Genomic DNA, 17298 nt, shown 5'->3' with positions numbered 1-17298 from the left:
AAAGGATCACCGATGGCGCTGATCGAGCAGCGGATGACCCAGGCGGACGACGGCGCACGCATCGCCTACGAGGTGCGCCACGAGCCGGGCGCGAGCCCGGCCATCCTTGCCTTGCACGGCGTCCTGGTCGGCACCTCCAACTGGGTCCACCAGATGCTGCGCCTCCCGCAGTTCCACTGGATCGCCCCGTTCTTCCGTGGCCATGGCAACAGCGCCCCGGCCGGTGAGCGCCCGACCATCGAGCGCGCCGCGTACGACGCGCTGGCCGTCCTCGATGCCGAGGACGTTGAGCAGGCGGTCGTTATCGGCAACTCGCTCGGCGCGACGGTCGCCCTGGCGCTCGGCCTCCTCCGGCCCGAGCGCGTCCGGGGGCTGCTGCTGGTGGAGCCGTCGGTCCCCGCACTGCTGCCCGACCGCGGCGGGGACCGCCTCAGCGCCGCCGCGCGGCAGGCGCGGGTCCTCCTGGACGATGGCAAGGTGGACGAGGCGCTCGACCTCTTCCTCACACCCCGCCTCGGTGCCGACTGGCCGCAGAAGGTCGGCCGCCGCCGGCTGGCTGAGTGGCGGCACAACGTGCATTCCACTCCGGCGTGGTTTGATGCCGTGATGGACTTCGATCCCGGCCCCGGCCCGCTCGCCGCCCTCGACATTCCCACCCTCCTGGTCTACGGCGCCAACACCCAGCCCGAGTACCGCGAGCTGACCCTCGCGGTCGCCGACGCCCTCCCGCCCACCGACCTGGTGGAGGTGCCCGACGCCGGTCACGGCGTCCCCGTCGACAACCCCGACGCCTTCAACGCGCTGCTCCTGGAGTTCCTGGAGCGGATTGGGGTGGGTGGGAGTTCATGATCGGGACCGCCCGATCGACGAGCGTGGTCAACTAGACGGATCTATGCCGGTGGCATGTGCCCGGGGGTGAACCCCCGGGCTAACAACGGAAGCCCGCTGAAGCGGGCTGGGACACAGCAGGGCTCAGACCCGGGTGAAACGGTCTCCACCGTTCAGGTGAGTGCTCCGGGCCAAAGCCGCCGGGCTGAAGAACAAGAGCCCACTGAAGGGGCTTCTCTTTCCCACACCTGTAGTGAGCCGATCCGGCACCTCGCGGGGCGAAGACTCCCCAGCCCCTTCAGTGGGCTTCGCCTTCTCAGCCCGGGAGTTTACTCCCGGGCACTTACCACGATACGGGGATCCTCTCGCCACCCATCCGTCGTCCCGACGACGGTACGAAACCGACCGACGCGCCATCATCCCGCGCCATACCAAAGCAGCGGTGCTGGCCGCTGCACTCCACAGCCGGCTTCAGCCGGCTTTCCTTGTCAGCCCGGGGGGTCACCCCGGGCACACGCCGGGCAGTGTGAAACCTGCGCCGAGTGGTGAACGTAAGAGGCGCAGATCCGGGCAGGCGGATCGAGCCACGTTCGGCACTGGCTGGGACGAGGAGCGCCGGCATCGTGCCGGCGCCGCCGTTCGCAGGTTTGAAGGCAGGGGCGAGCGGCGGTTGTCACCGCCAGACGCCGAACGGGGAGACGCAGCCACCCACCGTGGCCGCTACCGTTCTTCCTGCTCGCGCTCTGCATTCGCGCAGACCGGGCAGGTGACCCACGCGTCCCCGGCCAGGATATCGGTCGGACTCACGGTCCAGGTGGTGCCGCAGTCGGCGCAGGTCAGGTCGAATCGGCGTGGGAGCAACGGTGTGGCGCTCGGCTTGTGTGGCGACTCGGCCGGAGCGCCGAAATGCCGGTGGCGGTAGGGCCGGTCGTCAATGGGCATCATCGGGATCTCCAAATCAAAAGGGGAACTACAACAGATAGGTTAGGTCTACATGGCGATGAGTAGGCGCTGCAATAGCCAATCTTGGCTAGAAATATGTGTACTCAGGTGGGAGAAGGGGCCTGGTACTTGCGCGTTGGAACGAGGTCGGTGCGTCTGCCTGCATCGCTGCTCTCCCCCTGCACAGGCCGGGACGCACTGCGCGCGATGCGGGCGCCATGATCACCCCGTCGCATTGGTTCGACGACGAGCCGGTCAGTTCGCGGGCGCTATAGGCGGGGGTTCGGGCGAAGCTCGATCGACACAGCCGGTGCGAGCGAGGCGGTTATTTGCCTGGCGATGGTGGTGTAGGTGCTGGGGTGTGAGCGGGTCGACACCTGGGACACAAGATCCAATCGTTTCCCTGGATCATCGATTCGGCCGTGACGCTCCAGGACTCGCCGCAGTCGGCGCACCGGAGCTCCCACGCTTCGGGCGTGTCGAAGCGTGGGGTGTTGACCTGGGACGCTGATGTTGTCGAGTCGGTTTGCGGGCGAGCAGACTCGGGCTGTGGCGCCATAGGCGTGACTCCTCCATCTCCCCTGTTGTCCCCGTGGGATCAACGTATATCGGAGCCCCGGTCCGCGTCAAGACCCCTCGCCACGGGCGAGAGCGTGCAGCTCTCGTGGATCCGTCCTACAATCGTCGGAGCTGACGTCGCGGACGCCGAACACGGCCAGCAATGTGCAGGTACCGTGCCGCGGGTTTGGCCGGCTTTTCCCGGCGTGCCCATGCGGATTCCGGCCGCGGCCGATCCTTGGTGCTCCGGGCGAGCGAGGAGAAAGGAGACTGAGTGTGGCACAGATGACGGGTGGGGAGGCGCTGGCAGCCGCGTTGGTGGCGCACGAGGTGGCGGTCGTCTTCGGCCTGCCGGGCGTGCAGCTCGACTGGGCCTTCGACGCCCTGTATGCGGTCCAGGACCGCATCCGGGTCATCCACACCCGCCACGAGCAGGCCACCTCCTACATGGCGGATGGCTATGCGCGCACCACCGGACGGCCGGGGGTGTGCCTGGTGGTGCCGGGACCGGGGCTGCTCAATGCGGCCAGTGGGCTGGCCACGGCCTATGCCTGCTCCAGCCCGGTGCTGTGCCTGGCGGGGCAGATCGCCAGTGACCTGATCGACCGGGGGCGGGGGGTGCTGCATGAGGTGCCGCGGCAGCTGGAGCTGGCGGGGTCGTTCACCAAGTGGGCGGCGCGGGCGCTGGCACCGGGGGAGGTGCCGGGGCTGGTGGCGACGGCCTTCGAGCAGCTGGCGAGCGGGCGACCCCGGCCGGTGCTGATCGAAGTGCCGCCCGATATCCTGCAGGCGGTCGGGGACGTAGGACCGATCGAGCGGGGAGCGGCCCCGGCTCGGCCCTCGGGCGACCCCGATCTGCTGGAGGCCGCGGCGAAAGCCCTCGGCGAGGCGAAGCAGCCGGTGATCTTCGTCGGCGGAGGTATCCTGCGGGCCGAAGCCTGGGAAGAGCTGCGAGAGCTGGCGGAGATGCTGCAGGCGCCGGTGGTGATGTCGGCCAACGGGAAAGGCGCGATCTCGGCTCGCCACTATCTGGCGCAGAACATGGTCGCCGGGCGGGAGCTGTTGCCCCAGGCCGACGTGGTCTTCGTCGCCGGGACCCGCTTCGTTCAGCCCGCAACCTCCACCTGGGGGCCGCGGCCTGACCAGACCGTGATCCAGATGGATATCGACCCGGAGGAGATCGGGCGGAATACGCCGGTTGCAGTCGGCATCGCGGCTGACCTGAAGGCGGGGCTGGCCGAGCTGGTGAACCGTGTGCCGCGCCACAACCGCAAGCGCCCGTCGCGGGAGGAGGAACTGACCGCGCTCAAGGAGCGGATCGACGACCTCCTCTTCGAACTGCAGCCGCAGGCGTCCTACGCCCAGGTCATCCGCGAGGAGCTGCCGGACGACGGCATCCTGGTCAACGAGAGCACGCAGGTCGGCTACTGGTCGAACCTCGGCTTCCCGGTGTACGAGCCGAACACCTTCCTGACGTCGGGTTACCAGGGCACGCTCGGCTACGGCTTCGCAACGTCACTCGGCGCTCAAGTGGGCAACCCCGGGAAACGGGTGGTCTCGATCAACGGCGACGGCGGCTTCATGTACAACGTCCAGGAGTTGTCAACTGCGGTCCGTCACGGGATCAACCTGGTGACGATCGTGTTCAACGACAACGCCTACGGCAACGTCCGGCGCATCCAGAAGGAGAACTTCGGCGGGCGGACCATCGCCTCCGACCTGCTGAACCCCGACTTCGTCAAACTGGCCGAGTCGTTCGGGGTCGAAGGGCGGCGTGCCGAGGGGCCCGAGGGGTTGCGCGCCGCGCTGCGCGACGCCCTCGCGAGCGATCACCCCACGTTGATCGAGGTGCCGGTCGGCGAGATGCCCAGCATCTGGCCGATCGTCTTCGCCGGCCGGCGGGACTAGATGGCGTAGCCCTCATCCCCGACCCCTCTCCCAACGTTGGGAGAGGGGCGAAAAGAGAGCCCCCCTCTCCCGTGATGGGAGAGGGGGGTGGGGTGAGGGGGGCACACGCTCGTTACCACACCTTGATCGGCGGGGAGGTCATGTTGGCCGGGAGGTAGGGGATGATCACCGGGAGGTAGGCGATCAGCATCAGCGCGATCGACACGATGACCCAGAGTCCGACCCGGTCGAATGCCTTCCAGGTGTCCTTGGGGCCGTGGATCGGCTCGCTCAGGACCGGCTCCACCGTGGCCGGGTCAATCCGCTTGGGGTTGAAGAGCGTGCCGATCAGGACGATGAAGAAGAGCACCCCGCCGATCGCCATGATCACGCCGCCGACGGCGGTGAACCAGTTCGAGACATCCCAACCGGGCAAGGAGTAGGTCGCCGAGCCGATGGCGGTGCGCCGCGGCATGGCGTCCAGCCCGCCCTGGATCTGCCCGCGGGCGAAGATCAGCGCGCCGATGGCCCAGAACCAGGCCTGGGCGATTGCCAGGCGGCGGCTGAAGAGCTGGCGGCCGGTGAGGTAGGGCACGAACCAGTAGGCGATGCCCATGAAGGTGAGGGCCACGGCGGTCCCGACGGTCAGGTGGAAGTGACCGGGCACGAAGGCCGTGTTGTGGACCGTCAGGTTCATCGTGTAGCTGGCGTTGATCAGGCCGGTGGCGCCGCCCAGGAAGAAGGTGAGCATCGCCAGGAGCTGCGCCGCGACGCTCGGTTCACGCCATGGCAGCTTCGGGATCCAGCCGAGCACGCCCTTGCCGCCCGCCTTGCGGCCACCCATCTCCAGCGCCGCCATGACCGAGAAGGCGGTGATCATGCTCGGGACGAAGACCACGAAGGTCAGCACCGCGTGAATGGCCTTCATGGCCGGCGGGATGCCCGGGTCGGTGAACTGGTGGTGCAGGCCAACCGGGATCGAGAAGAGCAGGAAGAGCAGGAAGGTCAGCCGGGTTAGCCCGTCGCTGTACAGCTTGCCACCGACCTGCCCCGGGATCAGGGCGTACCAGGACATGTAGGCCGGGAGCAGCCAGAAGTAGACGATCGGGTGCCCGGTGAGCCAGAAGAGGATCCGGTTGAGCTGCGGGTCGGTGGTGCTCACCCAGCCCAGCGACCAGGGGAGCAGGAAGCCCAGCACCTCGACCGCGATCCCGACCGTGGCGATGGTCCACATGAGGTAGTTGAACAGCCCCATGTAGGCGATCAGCGGGATCCGCTCGCCGGGGTTATCCCGCCGGAAGGCGCGGAGCGTCAGCAGCAGGTTGGCGAGCACCAGCCAGGTCGAGACGACCAGGAGCGCCGCGCCCAGGTAGAAGAGCGGGTGGGCCTTCATCGGCGGGTAGAAGGTGAAGAGCACGCTCGCCTGGTTGGTGAGGATCGCGTAGCCCGCCAGGACGACCCCCAGCAGCGCGGTGAGGAACGAGGCGTGCACCAGGGCGGTGCTGGCGAGCGGCCGCCCGTAGGCGCGAATCGTCATGTACTGCGTGAAGGCGTTGGCGAAGGTGAAGGTAAAGACCAGCGCCAGCAGCACGCCGTGCAGGGTGAGCCCCTGGTAGTAGGTCTTGATCTCGCTGATCTTATAGAGGTCCACCCCGATCCGCTCGAGGGCCTGGAGCAGCCCCATATAGCCCCCGATGAGGAGCCCGGCGAAGCCGAGGAGGAGTTGCCAGCGTATCGGGCGAAGCTGCGCGGCCGGGTAGGCGGTCACCGCCTCCTCGGCAGCGGCTTCGCGTGGGAGAGAGATCGCAGCGCCCGTCATTCGACCACCACCCGTCCATACATCGTGTGATGCCCGATCCCGCAGTACTCATGGCAGATGAAGAGATACTCGCCCGGCTCCTCGAAGGTCTTGGTCATGGACGTCACCTGGCCGGGGATGAGCATCCCGTTGATCGCCGTGTTCTCCAGCTCGAAGCCATGGACCACGTCGGCCGAGGTCATCCGGAAGGTGACGGTGGAGCCGGCCGGGATCCGGATCTCCTTCGGCTCGAAGTACCAGACGCGGGCGAGGATGACCGCCTCGTACTCGCCCGGGGCGATCTCGCGCAGGCCCGGCTCGTTGAACGGCGGTGTCTCCTCCACGGTACGCGGGTCGACCCGCCCGGCGGGCGACGGCACGTGCACTCCGGCCACGACCACCGAGGCGCCGATGGTCACGAGCCCGACCGCCAGCACGATGACGGTCAGGACCACGAAGACTTTCTCGTAGAATTCGACCTTCATGCGTCGCTCCCCGGGCCTATGCGCGTTGGAGCAAGATCAAATAGACCGAGCCCCAGAGACCGATGATCACCACCAGGTAGATCAGGAGGATGATGAGCGTCCCGGTTGGGTGCCCACCTTCCTCATGTTCGGCCTGTGGCTTACCCTTGTTGGCCATGCAGGACCTCCCCCATCCAGCGATCGCCCGCGGCTAGCGTGGCTGCTCCAGGTGGCGGACGTATCGCACCACCCCCCCGAGCAGCAGAATGAGCGCGGCGGCCACGACGGCCGCGGACACTCCACGCTGCCAGGTGAGATCGCCCTTGAGGAGCGCGGTCGTCGCGCTCCAGACGTAGATCGCGCCCAACCCGCCGACCGCCAGGCCGCCGAGCAGGACCGTAAAGAGCCGCGCCGTGCTCATGCCGTATCTACTCCTCGCTACTCGCTGCGCGGGTGGGCCGTGCTCCAGGAACACGGGCCGCATCCTCCCGAGAACTGTAGAGCGAGAGGCAGCGCGGACTTGTGAAAAAGTGCGCGAGGGGCGCTACAAAACCGCAACAGGGTTCATGGCGCAGGTGGACGCCCATCACGGGATTGATGTGAGGATCATCGCGGATGGGTTCCGTAAACCGGGATCAGGGGTCATGTCCTGCATCGAAGACGTTATCTAGGGGCGTGAGGTTCACGCAATGTGGGCAGCGCCAGCCGCGTCCTTTGACGCCAAGTGGCTGTCATCCTTCGTTTCTGTGTCACCCTGAGCGGAGCCGTCCGCGGCGGGAGCCGCGAGCGGCGGAGTCGAAGGATGCCATGGGTCCAAGCGGCGACGCGGAACTGGTATCAGCAGTCCACACGGTGGGCTTGCCGTGGTGGATGGTGCCTGTCAGGTGGCGTCCGCCGGCTCACTCAGTTCTGCTGGCTACCGCTGCGGCGGGCCTGGCGGGCGCGCCAGGCAAGGATCCCCTTGCCGACCAGCCGCCCGGCGACCCGGGCGCCTTGGACCGACAGAGAGTCGAGCGTGGCGACACCGGTGCGACCGAGGTGGCGGGTGATGCGGGTGATGTCCCGCAGGTCGGCCTCTACCTGCGCGCGGGTCAGGCCGACGGCCGCCAGGTGCTCCTCGGCGACTTCGGGCTGCACTTGGTGCAGCACGACGTTGATCGTCTGCACACCGCGCATCAGCCGCTCGGCGTTGGCGAGGAGCGGGCCGAGGCCGGGGACCAGGCCAAGGGGGACGTTCCGCCCCGTCAGCCCGGCCAGGGACGAGCGCTGGCTGGTGGCGAGGCGCGTATCGGCGGCGAGGCGCGTGGCGAGTTGCGCATAGAGCGGCAGCCGACGGGCGATATCGGCCAGAACCTCGCGCATCGGCGGTTCCTGGCCCTCGGGCTCCTCCTCGTCCGGCTGCGCTGCAGGCTCGATGTCCGTCTCGTCGATCGCCTGGATGCTGCGTTCCTCCGTCATCTTCGGTTCCCTCACCACGCCCACCGTGTCGCTGTTCCGGATCGCGTGTTGATTCCGATTGTACCGTCTACGGCAGGGTCAGGCGCCGGTAGACCTCGGCTAGCCGCAGGGCGAGCGCGGGGACGTCCTCGACCACCACGTAGTGGCCGCCGCCGAACATGTGCGGCATGTAGTCGCGCGCCTCGGCGTCGATGGTGAGCGCGAAGGTAGCAACCCCCTGCTGTCGCGCCTCGATCAGTGCCCGGCGGGTGTCCTCGATCCCGTAGCGCCCGCCGTAGCCGTCGAAGTCGTTCGGCCGGCCGTCGGAGATCAGGAGCAGCAGCCGCACCCGTGCCGGTTGCTGGATCAGCGCCCGCGTGGTGTAGCGCACCGCCGGGCCAATGCGGGTGTACGACCCCGGCGAGAGCCCGGCAATGCGTCCCTTGACCGTCTCCCCGTAGCGCTCGTCGAACCCCTTCACGACGGTGATCTCGCAGCGCTTGCGGGTGCCGCCGGTGAAGCCGTAGATCGCATAGCGGTCGTCGAGCACGCTCAGCGCCTCGCAGAGGAGGACCAGCGCCCGGCGCGTCACCTCGATCACCTGGTCGTTGCGCGGGTCGTCGTCGATCCAGGCGCCGGTCGAGCCGCTGAGGTCGACGAGGCAGCCGAGGGCGATGTTGCGCTCCCGCTCCAGCACGCGGCTGTAGAGCTTGTCGCTGGGGGCGAACCCGGCGCGGCGGTCGGCGTGGTCGGCCACGATAGCGTCCAGGTCGAGCGCGTCGCCGTCAAACTGCCGCGTGAGTCGCAGCCGCTCCGGCCGCAGCGCCTCGAACTGCTGCTTGAGCCGGGTGATGAGCGCCCGGTTCTGACGCAGGATGCGCTCGACCGGCTCCGAACTGCCCCCGCGCGGGCGCCGCTCGCGGACGGCGCACCACTCGGGGAGGTACATGCCGCGGATGTAGTCCCACTCGTCGAACAGGAGCGCCCCCGCCTTGTCCTCCTCGGTGAGCGGCACCTGCTGGAAGGTGACCGGCGGCTCGCGGTCGCCGAGGCTGAGCTGGATCGCCTGCCGCCCGCCGGAGGAGGCGCGCCGGTCCCGCGCCGCGAACTGCTCGGGCGTTCGCGCCTCGACGTGGATCGGCAGCCCGCGCGCGGTGGCCCGGGGCGGCGGCTTCCTCCGGTCGTCCCGCGCCTCGTCCTTGCCCTCGTCGTCGCCCTCCACCACCGCCGCTGGCCGACGTATCAGGTCGGGTCGGAGCCGTCCCCGGTAGTGGATGGCCTCTGGGGCGGGCTCGTCCGGATCGAGCGGAGCCACCCGCGCCAGCTCGATTGCCAGATCCCGGCACAGCTCCGGCCCCGGTGCGACGAGTGCCTCCGGCACCGCAGCCAGTCGCGCGCCCGCCGCCGGGTCCAGCCCCACCTGCTCGACAGCCGCAACGAGCGCGGCGGGGTCCGGCGGTGTCGCCAGCGGCGCGGCGACGAGCGCCCGCAGCAGCGCCTCGGGCAGTGTTCGGGGTGCGACGCCGTCCCGGCGTGCCAGCGCGTCGGCCCGCAGGAGCGCCAGATCGTCCGCCAGCCCCGGCCAGGTGGCCACCAGCCGCCGGTCGAGCCACTCCCCCGCCAGCGCCTCATACAGCGCCAGCGCCGCACCGTAGTGCTCCACCCCGCGAAGGTCGCCCGCTTCCAGGTAGCCGCTGGTCGCCTGCAGCACCTTCCAGGCGGTCATGACCCGGTAGAGGCGGCGGGCGTCGGTCGGGTCGGGGAAGAGGTCGATCCGCGGCGGCAGGAAGATCGTGCGCCCGTCGGTGTAGCTCCCGCGCGCCGCGCCGGTGTTCGACATGACCCGAAGCCGCCCGCCGGAGAGCGCGGTGGCGTAGAGCGCGAGCGCCCCCTCGACCTCGGTGAAGTCGAGCCCGGCAGTGGCCGACACCGCGGGCGACGCGGCGGCCCGCGGTTCCTCTCTGCCCGGTCGCAGGCGTCGGAGCCAGCGCTGCATGGCTCAGGCCGGGAAGACGGTGGCGACCAGGTCGCGCACGGCGGCCTGGACCGTCGGGTCGTCGGTGATCGGCGCGGCGATCGCCAGATCGCAGGCGCGGCGCGGGGAGACCCCGGAGCGGATCAGGTGGCCCGCGTAGACGAGCAGCCGGGTGCTCGCCGGCTCCTCCAGGCCGGAGTCGCTCAGGTTGCGGATCAACCCCGCGAGCTTCACCAGTGCCTCGGCGGTCGCGCGATCGACGCCGCTCTCGTGGACCACGATTTCGGTCTCGACCTCCGGCGGCGGGAAGTTGAAGTCGATCGCCACGAACCGCTGGCGGGTGCTCGGCTTGAGGTTCTTCATCAGGCTCTGGTAGCCGGGGTTGTAGGAGATGACGAGCAGGAACTCGGGCGGCGCCACGATCAGCTCACCGGTCTTTTCCAGGCGCAGGCGGCGGCGGTCGTCCGTGAGCGGGTGGATCACGACGGTGGTGTCCTTACGCGCCTCGACGATCTCGTCCAGGTAGCAGATCGCGCCGATGCGCACGGCGTGGGTCAGCGGTCCGTCGATCCAGACCGTCTCATTGCCGCGGATGAGGTACCGCCCCAGCAGGTCGCTGGCGGTCAGGTCGTCGTGGCAGGCGACGGTGACCAGCGGGCGTCCCAGCCGGTAGGCCATGTAGCGCAGAAAGCGGGTCTTGCCGACCCCGGTCGGCCCCTTGAGCATCACCGGCAACCGCCGTGCGTAAGCCGCCTCGAAGATCTCCACCTCGTCGCCCACCGGCAGGTAGTACGGCTCCTCGACCACCTCCGCGATCCCTGCATCCGCCCAGCGCTCAACCTGCTGCTCGCCGCTCACAGCGCCCTCCCGTCCGGCTGCCCCGGGGTGTTCCATCGCCATCTCACGTTGCCCTCTCTCCCCAATCCTACCGCGAGCCGCGTTCCGCCGGGGGAAGGGCTGGTGCGTGGAAACGCGGATCGCTCATGTTCGTCCGCATCTCTTGCGTGAGTGTGTCAAGCCTCGCCGGCGGAATGGATCACTCGGTGTCATGTGCCGGATGATCGCGCCGTGCCAGGAGCGCAGGCGTCGGACGGAGCCTCGGCGGTCTCCTGCAGAGGAGACACCCCTCTCCCAACGTTGGGAGAGGGGTTGGGGGTGAGGGCCACTTCCTTTGCGGGATGGCGGCGTGTGCCTCGTGGGAAGGTGCGACTGGCCCCTCAATACCCCTGCTCGTACCAGGTGTCAGTGATGAGGTCGTGGTAGACGGTGCGGAGGCTGCCATTGTCGAGGACGAGCTGGTAGTAGCGGCGGCTGATCGGGTTGCGCCACCACTCGTCGTCGATGCGCCAGGCGTCTCGCACCTGAGTCACCCGGTAGCGCCGCTGTCCTTCGATTACGACCGCCGGGCGGCCCTGCTCGGTCAGGATCCGGGCCGGGCGCGGGTGGTTTAGGGGTCGAAGCTGATCAGCGCGCGTCTCCGCTCGGGGATTCGGGACCATGGCTCGACCTCCACGACGCGATAGATCGGGGATGTACCGTAGCGCTGTTTGAGCTGGCGGATGGCCTCGATGAGTTGCCGGGCGCGCCGGGGGCGGGTGCCGAAGAGCGTCTCCTGGTGGGCGGCTACCGCGGTCAGGCCGGTCAGCTCCAGGGTGAGCGCTTCCAGCGGGGCCGGGAGTGTCACTGCCTGGAGCCGGTGGCCGAGGGCGTCGATCAGCCGCTCGCGCCCGGCCGGCTCGCGGAGGGTGGCGACGTGCTCCCAGGAGCGGCCGCCCTCCAGGTGGGCCCGCAGTCGTGCCTGCCGCACACCCCGGCCGTGGAGCGCGGGGCGCGCGAAGGCGCGGGTGACGAGCTGGCGCAGGGCAATCATCAGGGCGTCGCGGCTGGTGGCCGGTGCCGGCAGGGACAGTTCGACGACAACCGACTCGGCGCGCTCGCGCGGGCGGACCGGGTCGCTGTCCAGCCCCTGGGCCAGCTCCCAGGCGCGGCGGCCCTCGGGGCCGAAGCGGGCCTGGACCGCGTGGGCCGGGAGCTCCGCGAGGTCACGCATGGTGCGCAGCCCCAGGCGCTCCAGTCGGCGCAGCATGTCCGGTGGAAGGGGCAGCCAGTCGATCGGCTTGTCGGCCAGGAAGGTTGCGACGTCCTCCGGCGCGACGATGTGCCAGCCGCCCGGCGCCGCCTGTCCGGCTGCGACGCGCGCGGCGAACTTCCCCGGCGCGATGCCGGCCCGCGGGCGCAGGAGCGGCGGGACGGCTTGGAGCAGGCGGGCGGCCGCGCGCTCCGGCGAGCCGTAGTGGCGGTCGAGCCCGCGCAGGTCGACGTAACAACAGCCGGGCGCGGCCGGCTCGACCAGTGGGCTGAGCCCTTCGAGCCGGGTGACGATGCGCTCGAACACGGCCGCGTCGCGCACCGGGTTCGGCTGGACGACGACGGCGTCGGGGCAGAGGGCGGTCACCTCGCGCAATGACAGACCGGGGCGGATGCCCGCGGCGATGGCTTCGAGTGTGCAGTCATCGACCAGGTTGCGGCCCCCGGGTGGGGTGGCGAGCACGAGCGGCCTGCCGTCGAGCTCCGGGCGCTCGAGGACCTCGACCCGGAGTGCGAAGTGGGGGATGCTGACGCAGGCGATGCTCACCGTCATCCCTTCCCGCTGCCCCTCGGCCCCCGCCGGAGCGGGGGACCGGCGCTGTCCGATGCCTCTAGGATAGAACAGATGTTCGAATTCTGCAAGGGGGTCGTGGGACTCTGTTACACTGGGGCGGGGCAGGTCGCGCTCGCGTGGGCGAGCGGGGAATTCGAAGTGGAGGAAGCGCGCCGATGTCGGGTCAGGCAGAGAAGCCGTCCGGAGGAGAGTCGACCGCGGTGCAGCCGGCGACGGAGTCCGCCCCAGCCGTTGTGGAGGGGCACGCGGTCGCCGGGCCGCCGCCACAGGGCGGGGTGAGCTGGGAAGAGGCGCGCAAGGGGCAGGCGCCGAAGACGATCAAGAACCCGGACGAGGCGCTGCTGTACGACCGCTACACCAGCCAGTTCACGATCGTCAACATGCCGGGAGCTACCTGGCGGCCGGTGCGCCCGCTGTTCAAGCCGGACTAGGCGCGGCGGCTACCGAGGTCCGTCGTCCGGCTGACGGGGTCGGCTGCGCTTCCGGCGCGCCCGCTTCGGCGGGATCTCGGGCCACATGCGGCGCACCTCGGCGGTGATCCGCGCCCAGGCGCGGTAGACCGTCTGCGGGTGGACGCCGAGCACGTGGGCCACCTCGCGCAGGTGCAGCCGGTAGCCGATGTGGAGCTCCAGCACCATGCGGTCGCGTGGGTCGAGCCCGGCGCCGATCTCGGCCAGGGCGAACAGGTCGTCGGGGTCGAGCGGCGCGATGGAGCGAGCAGTGTCGAGGTCGTCCAGCGGAGTGAGCCGGGCCGCCGACCAGCCGCGCTCGATGATGTCGATGGCGCGGGCGAGCCGCCAGGGGAAGCGACTGAAGAAGTAGCCGAGGAAGCTCTCCTGACCCGGCCAGGCCGCGACCAGGTCGCAGAAGACGACGAACGCCTCCTGTGTGATGTCCTCCAGATCACAGATGACCAGCCGCTCGGCGCGGCGGTGGTAGCGCCGCACGAAGCGCTGGACTTTGAAGCCGAGCGCGCGGTAGAGCACGTTGCGGGCGGCCGGATCCTCCTTTGCCCGGCGCGCCAGCGTGGTGATGAGCGTGTCCAGGTTCGGTGTCGGATCGAAGTCTCCGAGCGACTCTGTGAAGAGCGCCTGCGCCACGGCGGATATCCCTCCCCGTTGCGTCATGGGTCACGTGTCATGCGTCATACGTCATGCGTATTGCGTGTTGCGTATTCCGTGTTCCGTTCTGTTCCCCTCTTCCCTGGTGGTCTCCGTCCGAGAGGGGGCGGGGGTGAGGGTGACGGATGACGGAGGACGGATGACGCATGACGCATGACGCATCACGTATGACGTGCTACTCGTGCCGGGATGACCAGTCCGGCGTGGTAGCGCGCGGCGAGATCGTCGAGGGCGTGGTTGAGCCGGTGCCGCCGCAGCGGGTCGTCGCCGAACATCGTGAGCTGGATCGCGGCCGGGCCGAGCCCGGCCACCCGTACGCCGAGCAGGCGCACCGGCGCCTGGCGCTCCTCCAGCAGACGGGCCACCAGGTCCATCGCAACCTCCGCGATCTCCTGGTGGTCGTCGGTCGGCCGGGGCAGCCGTCGCTGCCGCCCGACTGTCTCGAAGTCGCTGTAGCGCAGCTTGACCGCGACCACGCGGCCCTGCAGCCCCTCACGGCGGAGGTCGCGTCCGGTCCGCTCAGCGAGGTGGTAGAGGGCGCGCTCGATCTCGTGCCGGTCGGTGAGGTCCTGGCCGAAGGTGCGCTCGCGCCCGATCGACTTGGCAGGCTCGCGCTCCGGGTTCACCGGCCGCGGGTCGATGCCGCGGGCGCGGGCGATCACTTCGTCTGCGCGCCGACCGAAGATCGGCCGCAGCGCCGCCGCCGGCATCCGCGCCAGCCCGCCGAGCGTCGTGACGCCGATGCGCTGGAGCCGCTCGACCGACTTCGGGCCGATGCCGGGCATGCGCTCGACCGGCAGCGGGGCCAGGGTGACCGCCTCGGCGCCCGGCTCGATCAGGCGCAGGCCGTCCGGCTTGTCGAGATCGGAGGCGATCTTGGCCACGAGGCGGCTGGTGGCGACGCCGAGCGAGACGGTTAGCCCCAACTCTTCGCGCACCTGCCGCTTGATGGCGCGCGCCGCCTCCAGCGGGGGGCCGACGCTGCGCTCGGAGTGGCTCAAGTCGAGGTAGGCTTCGTCGACGCTCACCATCTCGACCAGCGGGCTGAAGCGCTCCAGGATGGCGCGGAAGCGGCCCGATAGCTCGCGGTAGTAGGCATGGTCGCCGGGCAGGAAGACGCCGTGCGGGCAGAGTCGGACCGCCTGCGCGATCGGCATGGCCGAGCGGACGCCGTACGCGCGGGCCTCGTAGCTGGCGGCGGCGACCACACCGCGCCCGCCGGGCCGCCCGCCGACGATGACCGGCTTGCCCCGCAGCTCCGGCCGGCGCAGGATCTCGGCGGCGGCGAAGAAGGCGTCGAGGTCGGCGTGGACGATGACCCGCGGCCAGTGCGTCGCGACGCTCATGGCGCGGCTCCTCTCCTGGGTGTCAGGCGTCGACCCTCACTCTCTGGCTCCTCTCCCAACCTTTCGGCTTCGTTCAACGTAGGCGCCTGGGAGAGGCGACCGGGGAACGTGTTCCGTGTTGCGTGTTTCGTGTTCCGTTCTTTTCCCTCTTCCCTGGCGGGCTCCGTCCGAGCGGGGCCGGCACGGTACGGGATGAGAGGGATTTCTCGTTCTACTCCGCCCCGGCAGAATAGAACATCTGTTCGTATCGTAGGGCAACGTCCGTACGCTGTCAAGGGGGTGACGGCGGCGTTGCCTTGCTACAATGGCCCCCGACGCTGCCGCATGGGAAGGGGGCTGCTATGGATCAGGCTGGCGAATCGCGCTCGCGGCCGACATACGAGGTCGTCGTCGCCCGGGATGTCATGGTGCCGATGCGCGATGGGGTGCGACTGGCGACCGACATCTACCGCCCCGCGCGCGATGGGGAGCCGCTCCCCGGGCCGTTCCCCGCTCTCCTCGTCCGCACGCCCTACGACAAGAGCGTGCCGCACACCGTCGAGACCAAGGGGATCTTCTTCGCCCGGCACGGCTACGTCGTGGCGATTCAGGACGTGCGCGGTCGCTATGCCTCCGAGGGAACCTTCGCCTTCCTCTCCCAGGAGGCAGAGGACGGATATGATACCGTCGAGTGGCTGGCGGCGCAACCCTGGTGCGATGGGAAGGTCGGTACCTTCGGCACCTCCTACCTCGCCTGGGTGCAGAACGCGCTCGCCGCGCTCAACCCGCCGCACCTGGCCGCGATGTACATCAACCAGGGCGGTGCCCAGGCGCACTCCAGCTCGGTGCGGCACAACGGCGCCTTTGAGCTCCGCTTCATGGCCTGGGCCTTCATGGGCGCGGCCACCAGCCCGGAAGCCGCGGCCAATCCCGCGGTGCGCCAGGCCCTGGCCAACACCCGCTTCCGTGACTGGCTGCAGCGCCTCCCGCTGCGCCCCGGCCAGAGCCCGCTGGCGCTCGTGCCGAGCTACGAGCGCTGGCTCTTCGATATCTGGACCCGCGGCGACTACGACGAGTTCTGGTCCCAGCCCTCGCTCGACTTCCTGGCGCACGTCGAGCAGCACGCCGACGTGCCCATGCTCTTCACCGGCGGCTGGTACGACTCCTACACCCGGGCCACGTTGGAGAACTTCGCGGCCTTCTCTGCCGCCAAGCGTGGTCCGGTTCGGGTCATCATGGGCCCGTGGACGCACGGCACCGAGATGCCCGACCGCACGTGGGCCGGCGACGTGGAGTTCGGCCCGGGAGCCTCGATCGCCGGCACCTTCGCGGACAACGTCTACGACCATCACCTGCGCTTCTTCGATCGCTATCTCAAGGGGCTGGACACCGGGATCGATGACGACCCGCCGGTGTGGATCTTCGTCATGGGTGGCGGCGACGGGCACCGCACGCCCGAGGGGCGGCTGTTCCACGGCGGCCGCTGGCGCGCCGAACGCGAGTGGCCACTCGCGCGCACGCGCTACACCGAGTACTACCTCGGCCCGGGCGGGACGCTCGGGACCGAGCCCCCGACTGCGCCGAGTGCGTCCAGCAGCTTCCGCTTCGATCCGGACGACCCGGTTCCGACGGTCGGCGGCAACATGTCGTCGCTCAACGACTTTGCCCCGGTGCCGGCAGAGATCGCGGACAAAGTGCGGCTGGAGGACCGCTGGGCCAGCATCGTCAAGGTCGGCCCGTGGGACCAGCGTACGACGCCCGATACCTTTGGGGCCCGGCCGCCCTACCTGCCCCTGAGCAGCCGGCCCGACATCCTGGTGTTCCAGACTGAGCCGCTGGAGGAGCCGGTGGAGGTGACCGGGCCGCTGCGGGCAGTGCTGTGGGTCTCCTCCACGGCCGTCGACACTGATGTGACGGTGAAGCTGATCGATGTCTACCCGCCGAGCCCGGATTACCCGGAGGGCTACGCGCTCAACCTCTCTGACAGCATCCTCCGGCTTCGCTACCGCAACAGCCCGGAGCGGGCCGAGTTGATGACGCCGGGCGAGGTCTACCGCGTGGAGATCCCGCTCTACCCGACGAGCAACCTGTTCGGCCGCGGCCACCGGATCAGGGTCGATATCTCGAGCAGCAACTTCCCGCGCTTTGACGTCAACCCGAATACCGGGGAGCCGCTGGGCCGTCACACACACACCCAGGTGGCGATCAACACGATCCACCACGACCGGGACCATCCATCGCACATCGTCTTGCCGCTGATCCCCGTTGAAGAGGAGGACGCGGACGCCTGAGGACGCCCCG

General features: G+C 69.5%; 16 protein-coding genes. 4 read left to right on the top strand and 12 right to left on the bottom strand.

Annotated elements, in window-relative coordinates; all coding sequences use genetic code 11:
- The first annotated feature begins 12 nt into the window (after window positions 1-12).
- Window positions 13-849 carry an alpha/beta fold hydrolase gene (locus STHE_RS10350; RefSeq protein ID WP_012872532.1) on the top strand — a complete coding sequence of 279 codons (837 nt, stop codon included), beginning with the start codon at window positions 13-15 and terminating at the stop codon, window positions 847-849.
- 699 nt (window positions 850-1548) lie between these two features.
- On the opposite strand, the gene STHE_RS10345 is transcribed toward STHE_RS10350, so the two are convergent.
- Window positions 1549-1773 (bottom strand): hypothetical protein, encoded by a 225-nt coding sequence (locus STHE_RS10345; RefSeq protein WP_012872531.1) that lies wholly within the window; start codon window positions 1771-1773, stop codon window positions 1549-1551.
- Window positions 1774-2613: 840 nt separating this feature from the next.
- Between STHE_RS10345 and STHE_RS10340 the strand changes: the two genes are divergently transcribed.
- Window positions 2614-4236: a thiamine pyrophosphate-dependent enzyme gene (locus STHE_RS10340; RefSeq protein ID WP_052295363.1), complete on the top strand. Its 1623-nt coding sequence runs from the start codon at window positions 2614-2616 to the stop codon at window positions 4234-4236.
- A 112-nt stretch (window positions 4237-4348) separates the two neighbouring features.
- Here STHE_RS10340 and STHE_RS10335 read toward each other — a convergent pair whose 3' ends face one another.
- The 9 genes from STHE_RS10335 to STHE_RS10300 all read right to left on the bottom strand — a co-directional run bounded on the left by STHE_RS10335 (window position 4349) and on the right by STHE_RS10300 (window position 12530).
- Window positions 4349-6034 (bottom strand): cbb3-type cytochrome c oxidase subunit I, encoded by a 1686-nt coding sequence (locus STHE_RS10335; protein WP_012872529.1) that lies wholly within the window; start codon window positions 6032-6034, stop codon window positions 4349-4351.
- Window positions 6031-6498: a cytochrome c oxidase subunit II gene (locus tag STHE_RS10330; protein ID WP_012872528.1), complete on the bottom strand. Its 468-nt coding sequence runs from the start codon at window positions 6496-6498 to the stop codon at window positions 6031-6033. Before STHE_RS10330 ends, STHE_RS10335 begins: the two co-directional genes overlap by 4 nt.
- Before the next feature lie 16 nt (window positions 6499-6514).
- Window positions 6515-6655, bottom strand: coding sequence for a cytochrome c oxidase subunit 2A (locus STHE_RS18515; protein ID WP_012872527.1), 141 nt, complete (start codon window positions 6653-6655; stop codon window positions 6515-6517).
- A 33-nt stretch (window positions 6656-6688) separates the two neighbouring features.
- Window positions 6689-6898, bottom strand: a complete 210-nt coding sequence (locus tag STHE_RS10325; protein WP_012872526.1) for a hypothetical protein — start codon at window positions 6896-6898, stop codon at window positions 6689-6691.
- Between the two features lie 482 nt (window positions 6899-7380).
- Entirely contained in the window at window positions 7381-7935 is a 555-nt protein-coding gene (locus tag STHE_RS10320; protein ID WP_012872525.1) for a hypothetical protein, read from the bottom strand.
- A 67-nt stretch (window positions 7936-8002) separates the two neighbouring features.
- Window positions 8003-9910, bottom strand: a complete 1908-nt coding sequence (locus STHE_RS18015) for a nitric oxide reductase activation protein NorD (RefSeq protein ID WP_012872524.1) — start codon at window positions 9908-9910, stop codon at window positions 8003-8005.
- Window positions 9911-9913: 3 nt separating this feature from the next.
- Window positions 9914-10789 carry a CbbQ/NirQ/NorQ/GpvN family protein gene (locus STHE_RS10310; protein ID WP_012872523.1) on the bottom strand — a complete coding sequence of 292 codons (876 nt, stop codon included), beginning with the start codon at window positions 10787-10789 and terminating at the stop codon, window positions 9914-9916.
- A 317-nt stretch (window positions 10790-11106) separates the two neighbouring features.
- Window positions 11107-11388 (bottom strand): hypothetical protein, encoded by a 282-nt coding sequence (locus STHE_RS10305; RefSeq protein ID WP_012872522.1) that lies wholly within the window; start codon window positions 11386-11388, stop codon window positions 11107-11109.
- Window positions 11337-12530 carry a DNA polymerase Y family protein gene (locus tag STHE_RS10300; protein WP_012872521.1) on the bottom strand — a complete coding sequence of 398 codons (1194 nt, stop codon included), beginning with the start codon at window positions 12528-12530 and terminating at the stop codon, window positions 11337-11339. Before STHE_RS10300 ends, STHE_RS10305 begins: the two co-directional genes overlap by 52 nt.
- 176 nt (window positions 12531-12706) lie before the next feature.
- Here STHE_RS10300 and STHE_RS10295 point away from each other — a divergent pair, with 176 nt between their 5' ends.
- Window positions 12707-12982, top strand: coding sequence for a hypothetical protein (locus STHE_RS10295; RefSeq protein WP_012872520.1), 276 nt, complete (start codon window positions 12707-12709; stop codon window positions 12980-12982).
- A gap of 9 nt (window positions 12983-12991) precedes the next feature.
- Here STHE_RS10295 and STHE_RS10290 read toward each other — a convergent pair whose 3' ends face one another.
- Window positions 12992-13651 (bottom strand): RNA polymerase sigma factor, encoded by a 660-nt coding sequence (locus STHE_RS10290; protein WP_012872519.1) that lies wholly within the window; start codon window positions 13649-13651, stop codon window positions 12992-12994.
- Between the two features lie 182 nt (window positions 13652-13833).
- Complete coding sequence (gene dinB / locus STHE_RS10285; RefSeq protein ID WP_012872518.1) at window positions 13834-15018, bottom strand: DNA polymerase IV; 1185 nt, start codon at window positions 15016-15018, stop codon at window positions 13834-13836.
- 341 nt (window positions 15019-15359) lie between these two features.
- Between dinB and STHE_RS10280 the strand changes: the two genes are divergently transcribed.
- Complete coding sequence (locus STHE_RS10280) at window positions 15360-17288, top strand: CocE/NonD family hydrolase (protein ID WP_012872517.1); 1929 nt, start codon at window positions 15360-15362, stop codon at window positions 17286-17288.
- The last annotated feature ends 10 nt before the right edge of the window (window positions 17289-17298 follow it).

The sequence above is a fragment of the Sphaerobacter thermophilus DSM 20745 genome (assembly GCF_000024985.1).
GTDB classification, from domain to species: domain Bacteria; phylum Chloroflexota; class Chloroflexia; order Thermomicrobiales; family Thermomicrobiaceae; genus Sphaerobacter; species Sphaerobacter thermophilus.
The sequence above is the reverse complement of the archived record's forward strand: the minus strand, read 5'-3'. Positions and strand labels throughout refer to the sequence as shown.

Bases quoted from the DNA above. Each gene is read 5' to 3' on its own strand.
- STHE_RS10350 (WP_012872532.1), top strand. From the start codon at position 13: ATGGCGCTGATCGAGCAGCGGATGACCCAGGCGGACGACGGCGCACGC.
- STHE_RS10345 (WP_012872531.1), bottom strand. From the start codon at position 1,773: ATGATGCCCATTGACGACCGGCCCTACCGCCACCGGCATTTCGGCGCT.
- STHE_RS10340 (WP_052295363.1), top strand. From the start codon at position 2,614: ATGACGGGTGGGGAGGCGCTGGCAGCCGCGTTGGTGGCGCACGAGGTG.
- STHE_RS10335 (WP_012872529.1), bottom strand. From the start codon at position 6,034: ATGACGGGCGCTGCGATCTCTCTCCCACGCGAAGCCGCTGCCGAGGAG.
- STHE_RS10330 (WP_012872528.1), bottom strand. From the start codon at position 6,498: ATGAAGGTCGAATTCTACGAGAAAGTCTTCGTGGTCCTGACCGTCATC.
- STHE_RS18515 (WP_012872527.1), bottom strand. From the start codon at position 6,655: ATGGCCAACAAGGGTAAGCCACAGGCCGAACATGAGGAAGGTGGGCAC.
- STHE_RS10325 (WP_012872526.1), bottom strand. From the start codon at position 6,898: ATGAGCACGGCGCGGCTCTTTACGGTCCTGCTCGGCGGCCTGGCGGTC.
- STHE_RS10320 (WP_012872525.1), bottom strand. From the start codon at position 7,935: ATGACGGAGGAACGCAGCATCCAGGCGATCGACGAGACGGACATCGAG.
- STHE_RS18015 (WP_012872524.1), bottom strand. From the start codon at position 9,910: ATGCAGCGCTGGCTCCGACGCCTGCGACCGGGCAGAGAGGAACCGCGG.
- STHE_RS10310 (WP_012872523.1), bottom strand. From the start codon at position 10,789: ATGGCGATGGAACACCCCGGGGCAGCCGGACGGGAGGGCGCTGTGAGC.
- STHE_RS10305 (WP_012872522.1), bottom strand. From the start codon at position 11,388: ATGGTCCCGAATCCCCGAGCGGAGACGCGCGCTGATCAGCTTCGACCC.
- STHE_RS10300 (WP_012872521.1), bottom strand. From the start codon at position 12,530: ATGACGGTGAGCATCGCCTGCGTCAGCATCCCCCACTTCGCACTCCGG.
- STHE_RS10295 (WP_012872520.1), top strand. From the start codon at position 12,707: ATGTCGGGTCAGGCAGAGAAGCCGTCCGGAGGAGAGTCGACCGCGGTG.
- dinB (WP_012872518.1), bottom strand. From the start codon at position 15,018: ATGAGCGTCGCGACGCACTGGCCGCGGGTCATCGTCCACGCCGACCTC.
- STHE_RS10280 (WP_012872517.1), top strand. From the start codon at position 15,360: ATGGATCAGGCTGGCGAATCGCGCTCGCGGCCGACATACGAGGTCGTC.